Below are 17399 nucleotides of genomic sequence, written 5' to 3' on the forward strand. Positions count from 1 at the left end.
AGCGTTATGCATCGATAGCGTTATCAACGGATTCGTGTATGCACGGATTGCACGATAAAGTGGATAGTACGATAAAGCAGATTGAACGATAAAACAGATAGAACGATAAAACAGATAGAACGATAAGCCGTATTGAATGATTAACGGCAGGTGAGGTCAGCATCACCTGCTACCGGCGTTGAGATAGGCCGCGCGCTGGCCGTGGTTAAGATAAAGGCGCTGTACTGAGGGTGGCGGCCTGATAGCTCAGACGCTCAGGTTCCCGCTGCATGATAATGCGACCATGGCGTATCGAGAGGCGCGCCTTTGCCTGACGCCGCACCGCTTCGTAGTCATTGGGCGCATCCAGAATCACCAGATTGGCCGGTCGCCCCACCGCGATGCCGTAACGCTCGCCAAGGTTTAATGCTCTGGCGCTATTGTCGGTGACAAAATCCAGACTGCGTTGCAGGTCTTTGTAACCCATCATATGGCAGATGTGCAGCCCGGCATCCAGCACGCGCAGAATGTTGCCGTTACCGAGCGGATACCACGGGTCTTGTATGGAGTCCTGACCAAAACAGACGTTAATGCCCGCGCGGTCTAATTCCGCCACCCGCGTCACGCCACGGCGTTTGGGAAAACTATCAAAACGGCCTTGCAGGTGGATGCTTTCTGTCGGGCAGGAGATGAAGTGAAGACCCGAGCGGCGCAGCAAGCGGAACAGTTTTGAGCAATAAGCGTTGTCGTAAGACCCCATGGCGACCGTATGGCTGGCGGTGACTCGCTCGCCCATATTCCTGACCCGTGCTTCTTCTGCCAGAACTTCCAGAAAGCGTGAGTGCGGATCGTCGGTTTCATCGCAATGAACATCGACCAGGCAACCGTGTCGTTCGGCTAAATCCATCAAAAACTTTATCGAGCTGACGCCCTGCTCACGGGTATTCTCAAAGTGCGGAATACCGCCGACCACATCAGCACCGAGTGCGATGGCGCGCGCCATCAGCGCCCGGCCATCGGGGTAGGAATCAATCCCTTCCTGAGGAAACGCGACGATTTGCAGGTCGATAACATCGCGGGCTTCCGCTTTGACTTCCAGCATCGCTTCCAGCGCCGCCAGCGTGGGGTCGGTGACATCAACGTGGGTGCGTACATGCTGAATACCGTGATCGCGCAACATAGCGATAGCTGTATGCGCACGGCGTTTGGTGTCCTCATGGGTGATGGTCGCTTTACGCTGGCTCCAGCGCTCAATGCCTTCAAACAGCGTGCCGCTCATGTTCCATTCCGGCTCGCCTGCGGTGAGCACCGCATCAAGATGAATGTGCGGCTCGACAAGCGGCGCAATAACCAACTGCCCACCGGCATCAATACTCTCCGGGGTGGCGGCTAACGTGTCCGGCTGCGCAGTGATAGCGGTAATGCGCCCCTGCTGGCATTGCAGGGTATACAAGCCGGTTTGGTGGCGTAACACCGCATTAATAATCTTCATTTATTCACCCCTCCCGTGGGTATCACCGCGCTGTCGTTGTCGCCTCTCGCCGCGAGTAGCTCCGCGTTACTGTAGCAGGCCGCCGTGACGCTCAATGCGAAACATCGCCATCGCCTGTACCAACTGGCGCGATTGCTCTTCCAGCGACTGGGTGGTGTCGGCTGAAGCTTTAACCAACGTGGCATTTTGCTGGGCGACTTTATCAATTTGGCTAAAGGCGATGTGTACCTGCTCAATCCCCTTGTGTTGCTCTTGTGAGGCGAAGGAGATCTCTTTCATCAGCGTGGTGATGCGGGTGATTTCGTCGGCGACGTCATCCATGGTTTCCCCGGCTTTTGCCGCCAGATTCAGCCCTTCGCTAACGTGGGACTGCGAATCCATGATAAGCGCCCGAATCTCTTTCGCGGCCTGGCCGCTGTGCTGGGCCAGATTACGCACTTCACCGGCAACCACCGCAAACCCCTTACCCTGTTCGCCAGCACGGGCGGCTTCGACGGCGGCATTCAGCGCCAAAATATTGGTCTGAAACGCGATGCCGTCTATCACTCCGAGAATGTCGCTGATGCGTTTGGCGCTATTGGCTATCTCACGCATTTTTTCCACCACATAATTGACGGATTCATTGCCCCGGTCGGTGGTGGTGGATACCTGATGGGTCAACTGATGGGCGAGCTCGGCGTTGTCAGCGTTGCGTTTTACCGTGGCACTGAGCTCTTCCAGGCTGGCAGCCGTTTGCTCCAGCGCGGCAACCGACTCTTCGGTACGTTCGGCTAAATGGCGGTTGCCGCTAAATAACTCGCGGCTGCCCTGGTCGATTTGCTGACTGGCATCACGCACCTGGCTTACCGAGTCGAGCAGCGCCAGTTGCATGCGTTCAATGGCGTCGCTCAGGCGTCCCAGTTCGTTACTGCCGCCTTGTGTAATGCGGTGGGTCAAATCACCGGAGGCCACGTGTTCAAGTTGTTCAATGGCGCTATCGAGCGGTTTAAGCAGCATGTGGCGCAGTGCCAGCCAGCCGAGTACCACCAGCAGTAATGACATCAGGCACGCGACGCCTATCAGTAACAGCATCAGCCGTTCGTTAAGGTTGGCTTGCTGGATATGCTGCTCGGAGAGCTGCTGAGAGTAGAGACGAAAGCTTTGAATGGACTTATCAAATGCATCGCTCAGTGGGGTAAGGTTATTTTCCAGTAGCGTGTAGTATTCGTCGGTATACTGTTTTTTCAGTGAGTCCAGCATCGGCTTCAGCCCTTGATTCAGGTAATCCTGATAGCTCTTTTGTACCTGCTGGGCGAGCTGCCGCTCTTGTTCGCTGCTGGTTGGTATGGCGTTGAACAGGCGTATCTCTTTTTCAGACTGTTGTACATAACCGTCTAATTTTTCTGTTTCTTTTGCTCCGACATCCAGCAAACCGATTTCTATTTTACGCACGGCCAACGTCGCGGATGCCCTGGCGCGGAGCGTCAGGTTATAGCCGTTCATCAGTGCGCCCAATTGCTCGCCCTGAATTTGATTTAAGGCGGTGAGCGATGTCCGGCTCTTGTTAATGGCCTGAATCCCCATACCACTGACGAGCAGCAATAGCAGTGTGATGACAGACAGCAGTGTCAACAAACCGGTACGGATGGAGAGATTTTTCAAACGCATGGTTCCATTTCCTAGTGTGTGCAGAGCAAAAAATCACTGGTAAACCCGCAGCAGATTTACCGTCCGTTAAGAGGGTGTTGCAGGGTATTTTTGTTCAGAACATAACAGATGAAACAACCACTGTGAAAGCATGATTCTCTTATCTTTTATCTCTGAAAATATAAAGATTAGCGGAAATTCTGCTTTAGGGAGGATTGTCTGGTGCTAAATAAATTCGCCCCTCGTCTGCCACTGGTTTATCATCTGCTGATAAAAAATGAACATAACGTGCGCCAGCCAGCGCTGGAGGCCTGTTCCCCGGTTTCTGGCGGTGTTTTTCAGGGCCAATTCAATCGCCTGGTAATCGCCCGGCAATAGACCCAGAGGTTTCTGTGCAGTTAACAAGTTTTACGGATTATGGTTTGCGGGCGCTGATTTATATGGCCTCGTTGCCGGATGGCCGGATGACCAGCATCTCAGAAGTCACCGAGGTGTATGGCGTTTCACGCAATCATATGGTGAAAATTATTAATCAGCTCAGTCGTGCTGGGTTGGTGATGGCGGTACGCGGCAAAAACGGCGGTATTCGTTTAGGGCGCGACCCGGCGACGATTCGCATCGGGGATGTGGTGCGTGAGCTGGAGCCGTTGTCGCTGGTTAACTGTAGCAAGGGATTTTGCCATATCACGCCAGCCTGCCGTCTTAAGCAGGTATTGCAACAAGCCGTGCAGAATTTTTTGCAGGAGCTTGATAAATATACGCTTGCCGACATGGTGAATGAAAACCCGCCGCTCTATAAATTACTTCTGGTTGAATAAGCCTGTTCAGCCGCTGGCTGATGACAACGGAGGAACCCCAATGTCACAAGATCCGTTTCTGGAACGCGAAGCAGAAAAATACGAATTCCCCATTCCCAGCCGTGAATACATTTTGGCGCATCTTGCCAAACGGGATACCCCCATCAGCCGCGAGGAACTGGCCGCCTCTCTGGAACTGACCGGAGAAGAACAACTGGAAGGATTACGCCGTCGGCTACGAGCAATGGAGCGCGATGGACAGTTAGTGTTTACCCGCCGTCAATGTTATGCCTTGCCGGAAAAACTGGATTTACTGCGCGGCACGGTATTAGGCCACCGCGACGGTTATGGTTTTTTACGCGTAGAAGGGCGCAAGGACGATCTTTACCTCAGCGCCGAGCAGATGAAGACCGTCATTCACGGTGATGTGGTGCTGGCCCAGCCGCTGGGTGAAGACCGCAAGGGGCGTCGCGAAGGGCGTATCGTGCGGATTTTAGAACCGCGCACCAGCCAGATTGTCGGGCGTTATTTTACCGAAGCGGGCACCGGTTTTGTCGTGCCTGACGACAGCCGCCTGAGCTTTGATATCCTGATTCCGCCTGAATGTATCGCCGGGGCGCGAATGGGCTCGGTGGTGGTGGTAGAACTGACCCAGCGCGGCACGCGTCGCACTAAAGCTATCGGGAAAATTGTTGAAATTCTGGGCGATAACATGGGCACCGGGCTTGCGGTGGATATTGCGCTGCGCACCCATGAAATTCCCCATAGCTGGCCGCCAAAAGTCGAAGAGCAGGTCAGTTCGCTCACCGAGCAGGTGCCGGAAAGTGCCAAGGCCGGGCGTGTGGATTTGCGTGCATTACCGCTGGTGACGATTGACGGCGAGGATGCGCGTGACTTTGATGATGCCGTCTTCTGCGAGAAGAAACGCGGCGGCGGCTGGCGTTTGTGGGTGGCAATTGCCGACGTCAGTTATTATGTGCGCCCCGGCACGCCGCTGGATCATGAAGCGCGCGCGCGCGGTACTTCAGTGTATTTTCCGTCACAGGTCGTACCGATGCTGCCGGAAGTGCTCTCCAACGGCCTGTGCTCGCTCAATCCACAGGTTGACCGGCTGTGCATGGTCTGTGAAATGACGGTGTCGGCGCAGGGGAAACTGTCGGGTTATAAATTCTATGAAGCGGTGATGAGCTCGCATGCCCGCCTGACCTACACCAAAGTGTGGAGCATTTTGCAAGGCGATGGCGAATTGCGTGAGCATTACGCCTCGCTGGTGGCACCGCTCGAAGAGCTGCACCGTATGTACAAGGTGCTGGAGAAAGCGCGCGAAGAGCGTGGCGGCATTGCCTTTGAGACAGAAGAAGCCAAGTTTATTTTTAATGCCGAGCGCCGTATCGAGCGGGTGGAAGCAGTGGTGCGCAATGATGCGCATAAACTGATTGAAGAGTGCATGATTCTGGCGAACATCTCGGCGGCGAAATTCGTCGAGAAGAGCGAAGAACCGGCGCTGTTTCGCGTACACGATCAACCCAGCGAAGACCACGTATTGGCATTGCGCAGCGTGTTGGGCGAACTGGGGCTGACGCTTGGCGGCGGCATGAAGCCGCAGCCGAAAGATTACGCCGAGCTGATGGTGGCAGTGGCTGACAGGCCAGATCGCGAGATGCTGCAAACCATGTTACTGCGCTCAATGAAACAGGCGATTTATGACCCGGAAAACCGTGGGCATTTCGGCCTGGCGCTGACCTCGTATGGGCACTTTACGTCACCGATTCGCCGCTACCCGGATTTGTCGCTGCATCGCGCCATCAAATATGTCTTGAGCGATCGTAAAGCGCGCTGGACGTCAACCGGCGGCTGGCATTGCGATTTTAATGAGATGTTGCAGTTGGGCCAGCACTGCTCAATGACCGAGCGCCGCGCTGATGAAGCCACCCGCGATGTGGCTGACTGGCTGAAGTGCGATTTTATGCAAGATCACGTCGGCGAAGAGTTTACCGGCATTATCGCCAGTGTGACCGGCTTTGGTTTTTTTGTCCGCCTGAGCGATCTGTTCATTGATGGTTTGGTGCACGTCTCGACGCTGGATAACGACTACTACCGGTATGACAATGTCGGCCAGCGGCTGATTGGCGAATCCCGTGGGCAGACGTATCGCCTCGGTGATGAAGTGCGCATTCGCGTTGAAGCGGTACACATGGATGAGCGTAAAATTGATTTCGCGCTGGTGTCATCGACCCGTAAGGTGCGAGGCGAAGGAAAAACGGCGCGCGACCGGGCGAAGAAAAATGTGGCGGGTGACGTGAAAGTGCCGCGTCGCCGTCGTAGCGGTCAGCGTACGAATTTCGAGCCGGACAGCGCCTTTCGCACCGAGGGGGACAAAAAGCGCAAGCCGAAGTCCAGCGGTAAAGGGAAAAGCGATAAAGCGCCAGCCGATAAAGCACAAATCAATAAAGTTCAAACCGATAAAGCACCAGCTGATAAAGTGCAAACCAATAAAGCAAAAACCGGCGTGAAGAAGTCGGCAAAGGCGAAAAAGAACGCAGAGAAAACGCGTAAAATCGCTGAAGCTACGCGGGCAAAGCGCGCCAGTAAAAAAGCCAAGCCTGCGCAATCGTAACGGCAGGTGAGGGCATAGCCCGGATAAGATCGGCATGGTGTACTGAGTGCGCCATGCCGTTTTCATGACTGAACGTGAATAATGATGCAATTCTTGTTTTAACTATCATCGCATTAGATGCTTTTGACTAACCGAGTCTATGGTGTAATCGAGTCAGTGGTGTAACCGAGATGGTGTAATCGAGTGCATTCGTATAACCGAATACATTTTTATGGCCGAACGCACTGTGGCAAAGGCTGTTTTCTGCCCTGTTAACCTGTTTGAAGAGTCCTCATGAGTGAAATTATTTATGGCATCCATGCGGTGAAAGCCCTGCTGGAGCGCGATCCACAACGTTTTTTGGATGTATTTACCCTAAAAGGGCGCGAAGATCGCCGCCTGATGCCGTTGATTGCCGAACTGGAGGCGAACGGTATTGCCGTACAGGTAGCCAATCGCCAATGGTTAGATGAGAAGGTGGAAGGGGCGGTGCATCAGGGGATTGTCGCGCGCGTCAGAGAGGGGCGGCAGTATCAGGAGAACGATTTACCGGGGCTGCTGGCCGGGCAGAATGCTCCGTTTTTATTGGTGCTTGATGGTGTCACCGATCCGCACAATCTTGGCGCTTGCCTGCGCAGTGCGGATGCCGCCGGTGTGCATGCGGTGATTGTGCCGCGCGATCGTTCAGCGCAGCTCAATGCGACGGCGAAAAAAGTGGCGTGTGGCGCAGCGGAAACCGTGCCGCTGATCCGGGTGACGAATCTGGCGCGCACACTCCGTTTTTTACAAGAACAGCAGATCTGGGTGGTGGGAACCGCCGGAGAAGCCGATCATTCCGTGTTCCAAAGTAAACTGACCGGCCCGCTGGCGCTGGTGATGGGCGCAGAAGGCGAGGGGATGCGGCGGTTGACCCGCGAGCATTGCGATGAGCTCATCAGTATTCCGATGGCAGGTAGCGTGTCATCGTTGAATGTCTCGGTGGCAACCGGCGTGTGCCTGTTTGAAGCGGTGCGTCAGCGTTTAGGCTAATGTGACGTTGAGGCCAACGTGACAATGTGAAACGTGACAATGTGAATGTGATAGCCTGCGCCCATTCGGGCTCAGGCTATTTTTTTACTCAGGCTTTTTTACTTAGGCTATCTTTTTGAACAGGCTGTTTTTTAAGCAAGCTGTTTTTTTTAAGAGAGTCGGTTAGGCATTTTGCATGCTAAGGCGCGGCAGTGTAGCGGGAGCCGACCCATTGCTGGCATGACGATGGGTATTTGTTGTAAGGCGAAATGCCGAAACCGCATGGGAGAGACGTTCTGCCTGCTGTTCCAGTGATGCGGCTGCGGCAGAGGATTGTTCGACCAGTACCGCATTTTGCTGCGTACTTTGATCCATTTCGACAATCGCGGAGCCTACCTGCGAAATCCCACGATGCTGTTCATCGGAAGCGACAGCAATTTCACCCATAATATCATGCACCTGAGTTACCGACAGAACGATGTCAGACATGGTTTTGCCCGCATTTTCGACCAGCGATGCGCCGTTATTAATTTGCGATACGGACGTAGCAATCAGGTTTTCAATTTCGGTGGCGGCTTGGGCGCTGCGCTGGGCGAGGTTGCGTACTTCCCCGGCAACCACGGCAAACCCTCGGCCTTGCTCGCCAGCCCGTGCCGCTTCAACGGCGGCGTTGAGCGCCAGGATGTTTGTCTGGAAGGCGATGCTGTTGATAACGGACGTGATTTCTGCGATACGGCGAGAGCCTTGAGCGATGTCTCCCATGGTTTGTACCGCGCTGCTGACTTGTTCTCCGCCCTGACGTGCCGTAGACGATGCGCTCATGACCAGTGAGTTGGCATGGTGGGCATTTTCGGTATTCTGTTTCACCGTTGAGGTTAACTGCTCCATGCTGGCGGCGGTCTGTTCAATGGCGGCGGCCTGCTCCTCCGTGCGTGCGGATAAATCGGTATTCCCGGCGACGATTTCGCCCGCAGCGTGGAAAATCTGGTCTGCGCTGAGGCGGATGTTATCTATCATGCCGTGCAGATTGTCGTTCATCTTGGCCATGGCGCAGATTAACTGGCCCAGCTCGTCACTGCGTTCACTGCTTAAGCGCACGGTCAGGTCGCCTTCAGAAATCGCGCGGGTAGCCTGGAGTGCCTGCTGCAATGGGCGAACAATCTGCCGGGAGATGACGATAGCGGCCGTGATGCCGATGATGATGGCAACAAGGGTAATAATGGCGAGCCGAATATCGCCCTGCGTGACGTTTTTAGCCGCGCGGCTCTCTTCGGTGAAATAGAGCTGGTTGATGCTGTCTTGCAGTGTCGCCATTTGCGTGTTCAGCGCGCTCAATTCCTGCTGGCTGACATCGTTTTTCATCACTTGCTGGCGTTGGCGATTGTAATCACCCAGAACGGTGCGAACTTGCGTGATGGCGTTTTCATCTTCCTGCGGCCAGTTTCCTGCGCGGATCTCTTCCAGCAGGCTGTTTAATTCCTGCCCAATGGTGTTGATGGCTGTATCATGCTGTTCCAGATATTGCGCCTTACGCTCAAGCGCGTAGCTGAAATTGCCTTCTCGTGCGACAACGGTTTTGTCGTATAGCGCACCAAGACGGCTGATGCGTTTTAACGATTGTTCGCTGTTGTGTAAACCATCAAAGCCCACTAAAGACAGCATGATGCCAATCAGTAGTAATAAACCAAATCCCAGCAACAGTTTACGCGTAACTGGCAGGTTCTTAAGTGAGAATTGCTGTAGCATAAATCGGCTTCCTTTTTCGTTTCTGTTGTTGTCCCAGTTTCTTGTTATTACGGTATCCCGCTGGCGATATTGTGCTGGCAGGGCCGCTCCATGGTGCTAACGGGCCTCTTTCCGGGGCAGGGGTTCACGCGATGGCAGCAGGCCATCTGCCACGTAACAGAAGCTCGGAAGGCGTATGGCATGCGCCAAACATCGGAATTTTATCGGCTAAAATGCGTCAATATTTATATCAATATAAAAAAAACGTTGCAAAAGATGCGGTTCAGTAAGAGGAATACGTTATTTGCCAAGGACGTCAGCACCGCACAATACGGTGCTGAGAAGGGAGGAGTATTAGTGTGTCAGACTGGCGATTTTTTGTTCTACCGCCGCGCACCACAATATCGAGCTACGCGATGGCCAGGCCGCCACGGGTAAACGGCTTTCTACCGCTTGTTGCCAAACCAGCGATCCAATCTCGATATTGCTGTATTGCGCTCGGGTGTTGACGATAGACTCTATCCACAGGTTCCATTCGGTACTGCGGCAGGGATAGTCCGATGCGCCAGCGGTGCTGCTAACGCCGCTTGCCAACGCCAGCAGTGCGATGGCGGCATAATGTTTTTTCATCTTGATCCTCTTTATCGGGAACTGACATCATCGGGAACTGATATCGCTCTGATGCGGTGAATGAGCAGGGGATAGCCGATAAAAAATCGCGTAGCCACGCCAGTTATCACGTCGCAGGCGTTCAACCTGCATCAGGCTGACGATGCGGTAATAAGGTAAGCCCCGTGCAGTCGCCTGACGAGCTATCTCGGCGCTCGCATCATCCAGTGTGCAGCAGACATTCACCGACACACTCTCGACCTTCTCCAGCAGGGCACTTTGCACCGTTGAGACTTCAACCGCCTGCTTTCCCGCTGGCGGTGGGGCCTCCGGCTTGCTGCGAACATCCGACGGATAACATCATTATCGCGGTACTTGCGAGCGCTAAAACCCCTTTCAGCACGGCAGCCTCCGGCTCTGATTCTGTACAGGCAAGCAGTGTAACGCCTTGATGAGAAGAGAGATAGTCCCTGCGTGTAACCGGGTATAACCTGTTGTTGTGTTTGAAAAACAACAACAGGCCGTACGGTAGCGACAGCGCTAAGGGTGGATACGGAACACGCTGACCACATCGCTCAGGTGGTGGCCTTTTTCACGTAGCCCCTGCGCCGTATCCTGCGAGTTTTGCACCAGCGAGGCGTTTTGATGAATCGCCTGCCCTATCTGGTTAATTGCAATATTGACTTGATCGATACCCAGAGATTGTTCGCGCGAGGCGATATCGATGTCATTAACAATCGTGCTGACCTGCTCGATGCGATGAAGCAAGTCCTCCATTGCCAGACGGGTTCTCTCTGAACTGCGATAACCGGCTTCAATCTGGCGTAACGACTCGGCGATAAGCGTTTCAATCTCTTTGACCGCAGAGGAACTCCGCTGTGCCAGAGAGCGTACCTCTGCGGCGACGACGGCGAATCCCCGGCCATTTTCTCCCGCCCGGGAGGCTTCTACCGCAGCATTGAGGGCCAGAATATTGGTTTGGAAAGCGATTGATTCGATCGTGGTGGTAATGTCGGAGATTTTTTGCGACGAGCGCTGGATATCGCTCATGGTGGCTACCGAGTCCAACACGGTTTTGCTGCCGTGCTGGGCTGCATCGGCGCTTTGTGAGGCCAGTTGTTTGGCACTTGAGACGTTATCCGCATTCTGTTTAACGGTCGCTGCCAACTGCTCCATTGTCGCAGAGGTTTGCTCCACGCTGCTGGCCTGACGCGCAATCTGCTCAGTGATATTGCCGCTGTCTTGCGCCAGTGCATCGGTGCCCTCGGCTATCTCCTGGGAGGCATCGCGCACCTGTGCGACCAACTGCGTCAGACCATTCCCCATACCATTGATAGCATCCACTAACCGACCGACTTCATCCTGACTCTTCGTGGTTAACGAGGCTTGCAGGTTGCCAGCGGCAAATTGCTCCGCCACTTTGACAACCTCGTCCAGCGGGCGACTTAACCAGCGGCGGGTCAGGTAGACGAAAAACAGCGCGAACAGCACAACCAATGTGATGCCACCGGCGAGAAACAGGTTGCGGATGGTGTTCACCTCCGCCAGTAGACTGGCTTTGCTGATAGTACCGGCTACCACCCATTTCCATTGCGGCACGCTGCGATAGACCAATACCTGCGTGCGATCATCCCCCGTCAGGGCACTGTCGTCATACTCCAGTGTGCCGCTGTCACTGTTCAGCACCTGTTGCAGTGCCGGTGCCGACCAGTCGGGTTTTTTTCCTGCCAGCGTCGGGTGAACCAGATAGTTACCCGCCGTCGCGCCGGTTTTACTGATAGCAATAAAATGGCCGTTATCACCCAGTCGTTTTTCCAGAATGCGCTTTTGCATTTGGGCAAACTCTTTACTGATATCGATACCGACAAACAGAATGGCAATGACGTTGCCGCCGCTCCCCGTTACCGGTTTGTATTGGGTGATGTACTGTTTGCCGAACAACACGGCCAGGCCGCTAAATACCTTGTTTTCGGTTATTGCGGCAAATGCCGGGCTGGTTCGGTCGAGTTTGGTGCCAATCGCCCGTGCGCCGTCTTCTTTCTTTAACGATGTCGTGATACGCACGAAATCGTCACCATCACGCACGAAAATAGTGGAGATGGCACCGGTGCGGCTGAGAAAGTCATCCGTCACGGCGGTATTCATATTCAGCACTGTCTCACCGGATCTCAACGTGGGCGCGCTGGTTTCACCAAGGGGTAAGCGGGCCGTGGTATCAACGGTAAAGCGTGTGGGTAAAAAGCTGGCAAACAGATTGGTATAGCTGTCAACGCTTGCCTGCAAGCTAGTGTCGTACATCGCCACCATATCGGTAATACCGGTGACTTGACTTTCCATGTCATGCAGGGTCAGCGCTTCCAGCTTATTCCCCGCAGAGCGGGTCAGGCTGAGACTGAAGGCGATAAACAGCACCGCCACGCTCAGGGAAGCGATCACTGAAAGTTTAACACCCAGGCTCCAGCGTCTAAAAGCAAGCTGCATGATGATTCTCTTTTGTATGGTGTGAATATGTATTGTGTGAGTATGTCGTGTGTGAGTCGTACTCTGTGTTAAGCCGTTAACGGCCAAAAAGCGCGAAATTTTACATTAATTGCCACTTTTGTAATTAAAATTGACGCACGTCATTGTCATATAGTGTCTGTTGTGGTTGTTGATTTGGCGCGCAGGCACGTGGCGTACGATAGGCGTACGATATAAGTGTAGGTGTTCTATCGTGTTTTACCTGCTCTGCCAGAGTGAAAATAAACAAGGAGTAATGATGGTTGAGATGGGATGTGAAAACGTTTCCGGCGTTGAGGTGTTACATGCTTTCCCGGCCGGAGCTGGCGCTAGGCCGCTACCGACGGTGTTCTTTTTTCATGGCTATACCTCATCAAAAGAGGTCTATTCCTATTTTGCGTATGCGCTGGCGAAGGCGGGATTTCGGGTGATTGCGCCAGATGCCTTGATGCATGGCGCCCGTTTTGACGGCAATGAAGCGCAACGCTGGCGCAGCTTCTGGGATATTTTTCTTAATAATATCAGTGAATTGCCGGTTTACCTGCGCTGGTGCCATGAGCGGGGGCTGATTGAGAACGAGCGCGTGGCAATCTGCGGCGCGTCAATGGGGGGCATGACCGCGCTGGCGGCCATGACGCAATATCCCTGGCTGCGGGCCTGCGCCTGTTTTATGGGGTCGGGATATTTCTCTGCATTATCACAAACGCTGTTCCCGCCCGTCATGCCCGGTGACACCGATGCGGCAGACACGCTCAGGCAGCTTGCCGAGCGCGTTGCGCCGTTTGACGTCACGCATCAGTTGGACTTGCTGGCAAACCGGCCCCTGTTACTCTGGCACGGGCAGGCTGATGAGGTGATTGCGGCGGAGGAGAGCAAGCGGCTCTATCAGGCATTACGCCAGCATAGTCATGTCCAGCATAGCCATACCCAGCATAGTCATACCCAGCATAGCCATGCCAGTCAGTTAACTTATCTGACTGAGGCGGGGATTGGCCACAAAATTACGCCTTCAGCGTTACAGGCCGCTGCGGACTTCTTTTTACGCACGCTGTGATGTCGTTATTGCCGGGCGAGTGTTCCCGAACGCCTCATCCCCTGTGCGACGTGGCACAGGGCTTTTCACGTCACAGACGCGTTTTCACGTCATGGCGCTTTTTCACACCATATTTTTTCGCGCCATACTTTTTCACGCCCGCCATACTTTTTCACGCCATAGATAGAAGAATATGGCTTGTGTTCGTCCTGCATGGTCAGTATTATTACGCGTCATTTTTTTCAGCCGTACACACAATACGTTCCTTGCTTCCATGGGCCACGGCTGACCCTGACAGGAGGCTGAATAATCCGTAAGGAGCAATTCGATGCGTCATTACGAAATCGTTTTTATGGTTCATCCTGACCAGAGCGAACAGGTTCCGGGCATGATCGAGCGTTATACCGGTGCTATCACAGCAGCGGAAGGCAAGATCCACCGTCTGGAAGACTGGGGCCGCCGTCAGCTGGCTTACCCGATCAACAAACTGCACAAAGCTCACTACGTTCTGCTGAACGTTGAAGCGCCGCAGGAAGTGATCGATGAGCTGGAAACTAACTTCCGCTTCAACGACGCCGTTATCCGCAGCATGGTTATGCGCGTTAAGCACGCGGTAACTGAAGCATCTCCGATGGTGAAAGCGAAAGACGAACGCCGTGAGCGTCGTGACGAATACGCTGAAGCTGATGATGATGCTGAAGTTGGGGATTCTGAAGAGTAATTGTTGTGGTGACGGCCAATCGGCTGGAGTTGTCTGGCACGGTGTGCAAGACGCCCATTCGAAAGGTGAGTCCGTCAGGTATTCCGCATTGTCAGTTTGTGCTTGAGCACCGCTCAGTGCAGGAAGAAGCCGGACTACGCCGACAAGCCTGGTGCAGAATGCCCGTGATTGTCAGCGGACACTCGTCACAAGCAGTTACCCACAGTATAACGGTCGGTATGCAACTCAGAGTTCAGGGGTTCATTAGTTGCCATCAAGGGCGCAATGGCCTGAGTAAATTGGTGCTGCATGCCGAGCAGATTGAATTGATTGATTCTGGAGACTAGCCAAATGGCACGTTATTTCCGTCGTCGCAAATTCTGCCGTTTCACCGCGGAAGGCGTTCAAGAGATCGACTATAAAGACATCGCAACGCTGAAAAACTACATCACCGAAAGTGGTAAAATTGTACCGAGCCGCATCACTGGCACCCGTGCAAAATACCAGCGTCAACTGGCCCGCGCTATCAAGCGTGCGCGCTACCTGTCTTTGTTGCCGTACACTGATCGCCATCAGTAATCGGCCACTGTCCATTAACGAGACTTTGAGAGGATAAGGTAATGCAAGTTATTCTGCTGGATAAAGTAGCAAACCTGGGCAGCCTGGGTGATCAGGTTAACGTTAAAGCGGGCTACGCTCGTAACTTCCTGGTTCCGCAGGGCAAAGCTGTGCCGGCAACCAAGAAAAACGTTGAGTTCTTCGAAGCCCGTCGCGCTGAACTGGAAGCCAAACTGGCTGACGTTCTGACTGCTGCCGAAGCTCGCGCTGAGAAAGTCAACGCACTGGCTTCCGTAACCATCGCTTCTAAAGCGGGTGACGAAGGTAAACTGTTCGGTTCTATCGGTACTCGCGACATCGCTGATGCCGTGACCGCTGCCGGTGTTGAAGTAGCGAAAAGCGAAGTTCGCCTGCCGAACGGCGTTCTGCGCACTCTGGGTGAGCACGAAGTGAGCTTCCAGCTGCACAGCGACGTATTCGCTAAACTGAACATTGTCGTTGTTGCTGAGTAATTTTTACTTCGCTTCATGACAATACGTAAAACGCTGGCTTCGGCCAGCGTTTTGCATTTCTGCTGTCCCTGTCATCAGTAAAAACGCTTTTTTCTGACGTTCTCTCTTATCAGCGGTACAGCCGGTATGGTGCTCTGGAGATAAACCGATGAATGCCTATGTGCAACGATTGCGGGTGTATGACGTCGCAGCCCCTTTTCTGCATGCGACTTTCCTTATCGACAGACTCTGGCCGCGTGGTATCAGCAAGCAACGCCTTGAGGGCGTAGTGTGGCTCAAGTCGGTGGCTCCGAGTAACGAGCTACGGCGCTGGTTTCATAGCAACCCTGAACAGTGGGAAACGTTTGCTGCGTTGTACCGTGCAGAATTACATCAACAAGCGTTAGATCAACAAGAATTACATCAACAGACGACATGGCGGCCGCTCGTCTCACTGTTACAGCAGCATCAGCCACTCACTTTGCTTTATGGCAGCCGTGATGCGCAGCACAATCATGCGGTGGTGTTGGGCGATTTCTCACCGAGCAAGCGCGCATTTATCCCTTAGCATAAAGGCGTACCGTACCTGAGACGGGCGTTGTGCATAAAAACGTCACTCAATATCCAAAGATGGCGTATTTGAGCTTTCAGCACCAACGGCGGGGGCGGGTTAGTTGACGCGGATAAAAGAGCCGTCTTGCTGGCGGGCGAATAACACTTGCTGGCCACTCGATGTCTCGGTCGATAACTGCGTGATGGCACCCTGTGCGTTACGCTGTAGCCGGATACTCTGCCCGGTGCGTAAGTTACTGAGGGGTTTCCCCGTGCCTTCGACTTGCGCCATCGCGAAGACATCGTTGAGCGGAAGGTTGTTATCACGAAAAAGCTGCGCCAGTGTTTGCCCTGAGGCAACCTGATAAGTGCGCCAGTTCGCCTCAGACGCCGGCGGCGGCGTCTGGGAAGGGGTGTCCAGCGGGGAGACCAGTTGCGCCTGAATCGGCGCATGCTGTGATAAGGGGACATCCACCTGCTGGGGGATAGCGGGCTGAGGTGCCGGGCCCGGCCAGAGCAGCACGATGAGTAGCAGCCCTAAAACAATGAAAATACAACGGCGGTGGAGATAAGGCAGAGGGGCCATCCAACTGAAACTATCTGGCATGTGCCACAGTGTGTGCAGCCAGGATGACAGTGATTGCACTCGGTGGTGGGATGCCGGGGGCGTGGCCGTCAGTCTCTCCTGCGCGCTGCCATGGTCATTGTCGATATTGCCCTCATCAGTACCGCCTTGCGATTCACCGGGAATCTGTCTTCGCTGGCGCCATTGTCCCCACCTGTGTTGGCAGGTGAGCCAGAGACTGTGAGGATTCCAGCGGGATTGCTTTCTCCTGGGCGCGATTCTGCCCATGGTGACCTCTCTTAGAACCGTATCAATGTAAAAACAGCCTGATTATATCGGCAATCGATAGCAGATAACCAGTTTGCCGCACGACCATTGCGGTATATGTCGTGGTACAGACGACGCTAAGGGCGCGGAAACGCACTGTCTGCGGCAATTCCGTATGGCTTAACACCACGAATAACAGAACGTTTTACCCTCAACCCGCTCGCTGTTATGCTGCCTGCTCGAATTCGACAGATTAAAGGAACATACATGACAACCCCTTCTTATGACAGCATCGAAGCGCAGGCAAGCTATGGCATCGGGCTCCAGATTGGCCAGCAATTGCAGGAATCCGGTTTGCAGGGGTTGATCCCCGAGGCGCTGGTGACTGGGTTGACCGATGCACTCAGTGGTAATTCGCCTGCGGTGCCGGTGGATGTTGTACACCGTGCGTTACGTGAAGTACATGAGCGTGCGGATGTCGTGCGCCGTGAACGTCAGCGTGAGCAGGCTCAGGAAGGGCTGCGTTTTCTTGAAGCGAATGCAGACAAAGAAGGCGTTAATAGCACGGAGTCCGGTTTACAGTTCCGTGTGCTGACTCAGGGCGATGGTGCTATCCCGGCGCGTCAGGATCGGGTGCGTGTCCACTATACGGGCCGTTTGATTGATGGCAGCGTATTTGACAGTTCAGTAGAGCGCGGTCAGCCTGCGGAGTTCCCGGTCAGCGGCGTGATCCCAGGCTGGATTGAGGCGTTGACGCTTATGCCGGTTGGCTCTAAGTGGGAGCTGTATATTCCGCACAATCTGGCTTACGGCGAACGTGGCGCCGGTGCCTCGATTCCGCCATTCAGTACGCTGGTTTTTGAAGTGGAATTGCTGGAAATTCTGTAATTATCGCGACACGA

At 54.1% G+C, this 17399-nt stretch carries 19 protein-coding genes; 12 read left to right on the forward strand and 7 right to left on the reverse strand.

The window, feature by feature from the left end; genetic code table 11:
- Positions 1 to 205: 205 nt before the first annotated feature.
- Complete coding sequence (codA, locus tag O1Q98_RS15285) at positions 206 to 1471, reverse strand: cytosine deaminase (protein WP_125260539.1); 1266 nt, start codon at positions 1469 to 1471, stop codon at positions 206 to 208.
- 66 nt (positions 1472 to 1537) lie between these two features.
- Positions 1538 to 3118 (reverse strand): methyl-accepting chemotaxis protein, encoded by a 1581-nt coding sequence (locus tag O1Q98_RS15290; RefSeq protein WP_125260538.1) that lies wholly within the window; start codon positions 3116 to 3118, stop codon positions 1538 to 1540.
- Between the two features lie 201 nt (positions 3119 to 3319).
- Here O1Q98_RS15290 and O1Q98_RS15295 point away from each other — a divergent pair, with 201 nt between their 5' ends.
- The 4 genes from O1Q98_RS15295 to rlmB all read left to right on the forward strand — a co-directional run bounded on the left by O1Q98_RS15295 (position 3320) and on the right by rlmB (position 7519).
- The gene (locus O1Q98_RS15295) at positions 3320 to 3475 is read left to right on the forward strand and encodes a hypothetical protein (RefSeq protein ID WP_164513031.1); all 156 of its coding nucleotides are present in this window, start codon (positions 3320 to 3322) and stop codon (positions 3473 to 3475) included.
- 14 nt (positions 3476 to 3489) lie between these two features.
- Entirely contained in the window at positions 3490 to 3915 is a 426-nt protein-coding gene (gene nsrR, locus O1Q98_RS15300) for a nitric oxide-sensing transcriptional repressor NsrR (RefSeq protein ID WP_125260537.1), read from the forward strand.
- A gap of 40 nt (positions 3916 to 3955) precedes the next feature.
- Entirely contained in the window at positions 3956 to 6511 is a 2556-nt protein-coding gene (gene rnr / locus O1Q98_RS15305; protein WP_125260536.1) for a ribonuclease R, read from the forward strand.
- A gap of 273 nt (positions 6512 to 6784) precedes the next feature.
- Positions 6785 to 7519 carry a 23S rRNA (guanosine(2251)-2'-O)-methyltransferase RlmB gene (rlmB, locus tag O1Q98_RS15310; RefSeq protein WP_125260535.1) on the forward strand — a complete coding sequence of 245 codons (735 nt, stop codon included), beginning with the start codon at positions 6785 to 6787 and terminating at the stop codon, positions 7517 to 7519.
- Between the two features lie 162 nt (positions 7520 to 7681).
- Here the strand turns inward: rlmB and O1Q98_RS15315 are convergent, their stop codons facing one another.
- Positions 7682 to 9244, reverse strand: a complete 1563-nt coding sequence (locus tag O1Q98_RS15315) for a methyl-accepting chemotaxis protein (RefSeq protein ID WP_125260534.1) — start codon at positions 9242 to 9244, stop codon at positions 7682 to 7684.
- A 131-nt stretch (positions 9245 to 9375) separates the two neighbouring features.
- On the opposite strand from O1Q98_RS15315, the gene O1Q98_RS15320 reads away from it, so the two are divergent.
- Positions 9376 to 9513, forward strand: coding sequence for a hypothetical protein (locus O1Q98_RS15320; protein WP_164513030.1), 138 nt, complete (start codon positions 9376 to 9378; stop codon positions 9511 to 9513).
- Positions 9514 to 9577: 64 nt separating this feature from the next.
- On the opposite strand, the gene O1Q98_RS15325 is transcribed toward O1Q98_RS15320, so the two are convergent.
- The 3 genes from O1Q98_RS15325 to O1Q98_RS15335 all read right to left on the reverse strand — a co-directional run bounded on the left by O1Q98_RS15325 (position 9578) and on the right by O1Q98_RS15335 (position 12313).
- Positions 9578 to 9853 carry a hypothetical protein gene (locus O1Q98_RS15325; RefSeq protein ID WP_125260533.1) on the reverse strand — a complete coding sequence of 92 codons (276 nt, stop codon included), beginning with the start codon at positions 9851 to 9853 and terminating at the stop codon, positions 9578 to 9580.
- Between the two features lie 27 nt (positions 9854 to 9880).
- A complete protein-coding gene (locus tag O1Q98_RS15330; protein ID WP_125260532.1) occupies positions 9881 to 10117 on the reverse strand; it encodes a YdgH/BhsA/McbA-like domain containing protein in 237 nt (78 codons plus the stop codon).
- A 255-nt stretch (positions 10118 to 10372) separates the two neighbouring features.
- Positions 10373 to 12313, reverse strand: coding sequence for a methyl-accepting chemotaxis protein (locus tag O1Q98_RS15335; RefSeq protein ID WP_125260531.1), 1941 nt, complete (start codon positions 12311 to 12313; stop codon positions 10373 to 10375).
- Between the two features lie 277 nt (positions 12314 to 12590).
- Here O1Q98_RS15335 and yjfP point away from each other — a divergent pair, with 277 nt between their 5' ends.
- The 6 genes from yjfP to O1Q98_RS15365 all read left to right on the forward strand — a co-directional run bounded on the left by yjfP (position 12591) and on the right by O1Q98_RS15365 (position 15681).
- The gene (yjfP, locus tag O1Q98_RS15340) at positions 12591 to 13385 is read left to right on the forward strand and encodes an esterase (RefSeq protein WP_125260530.1); all 795 of its coding nucleotides are present in this window, start codon (positions 12591 to 12593) and stop codon (positions 13383 to 13385) included.
- Positions 13386 to 13692: 307 nt separating this feature from the next.
- On the forward strand, positions 13693 to 14085 hold the full coding sequence (gene rpsF, locus O1Q98_RS15345) for a 30S ribosomal protein S6 (protein WP_012768533.1): 393 nt from the start codon (positions 13693 to 13695) through the stop codon (positions 14083 to 14085).
- Between the two features lie 5 nt (positions 14086 to 14090).
- On the forward strand, positions 14091 to 14411 hold the full coding sequence (gene priB, locus O1Q98_RS15350) for a primosomal replication protein N (RefSeq protein WP_125260529.1): 321 nt from the start codon (positions 14091 to 14093) through the stop codon (positions 14409 to 14411).
- A gap of 4 nt (positions 14412 to 14415) precedes the next feature.
- Entirely contained in the window at positions 14416 to 14643 is a 228-nt protein-coding gene (gene rpsR / locus O1Q98_RS15355; RefSeq protein ID WP_000135199.1) for a 30S ribosomal protein S18, read from the forward strand.
- 41 nt (positions 14644 to 14684) lie between these two features.
- Positions 14685 to 15134, forward strand: a complete 450-nt coding sequence (gene rplI, locus O1Q98_RS15360) for a 50S ribosomal protein L9 (protein ID WP_125260528.1) — start codon at positions 14685 to 14687, stop codon at positions 15132 to 15134.
- Positions 15135 to 15282: 148 nt separating this feature from the next.
- Entirely contained in the window at positions 15283 to 15681 is a 399-nt protein-coding gene (locus tag O1Q98_RS15365) for a DUF488 domain-containing protein (RefSeq protein ID WP_125260527.1), read from the forward strand.
- A gap of 102 nt (positions 15682 to 15783) precedes the next feature.
- Here O1Q98_RS15365 and O1Q98_RS15370 read toward each other — a convergent pair whose 3' ends face one another.
- The gene (locus O1Q98_RS15370; protein WP_125260526.1) at positions 15784 to 16518 is read right to left on the reverse strand and encodes a LysM-like peptidoglycan-binding domain-containing protein; all 735 of its coding nucleotides are present in this window, start codon (positions 16516 to 16518) and stop codon (positions 15784 to 15786) included.
- 246 nt (positions 16519 to 16764) lie between these two features.
- On the opposite strand from O1Q98_RS15370, the gene bamJ reads away from it, so the two are divergent.
- On the forward strand, positions 16765 to 17385 hold the full coding sequence (gene bamJ, locus O1Q98_RS15375) for a BamJ family beta-barrel-assembly machinery protein (RefSeq protein WP_125260525.1): 621 nt from the start codon (positions 16765 to 16767) through the stop codon (positions 17383 to 17385).
- Positions 17386 to 17399: the final 14 nt, after the last annotated feature.

This window comes from Dickeya lacustris (assembly GCF_029635795.1).
Classification (GTDB): domain Bacteria; phylum Pseudomonadota; class Gammaproteobacteria; order Enterobacterales; family Enterobacteriaceae; genus Dickeya; species Dickeya lacustris.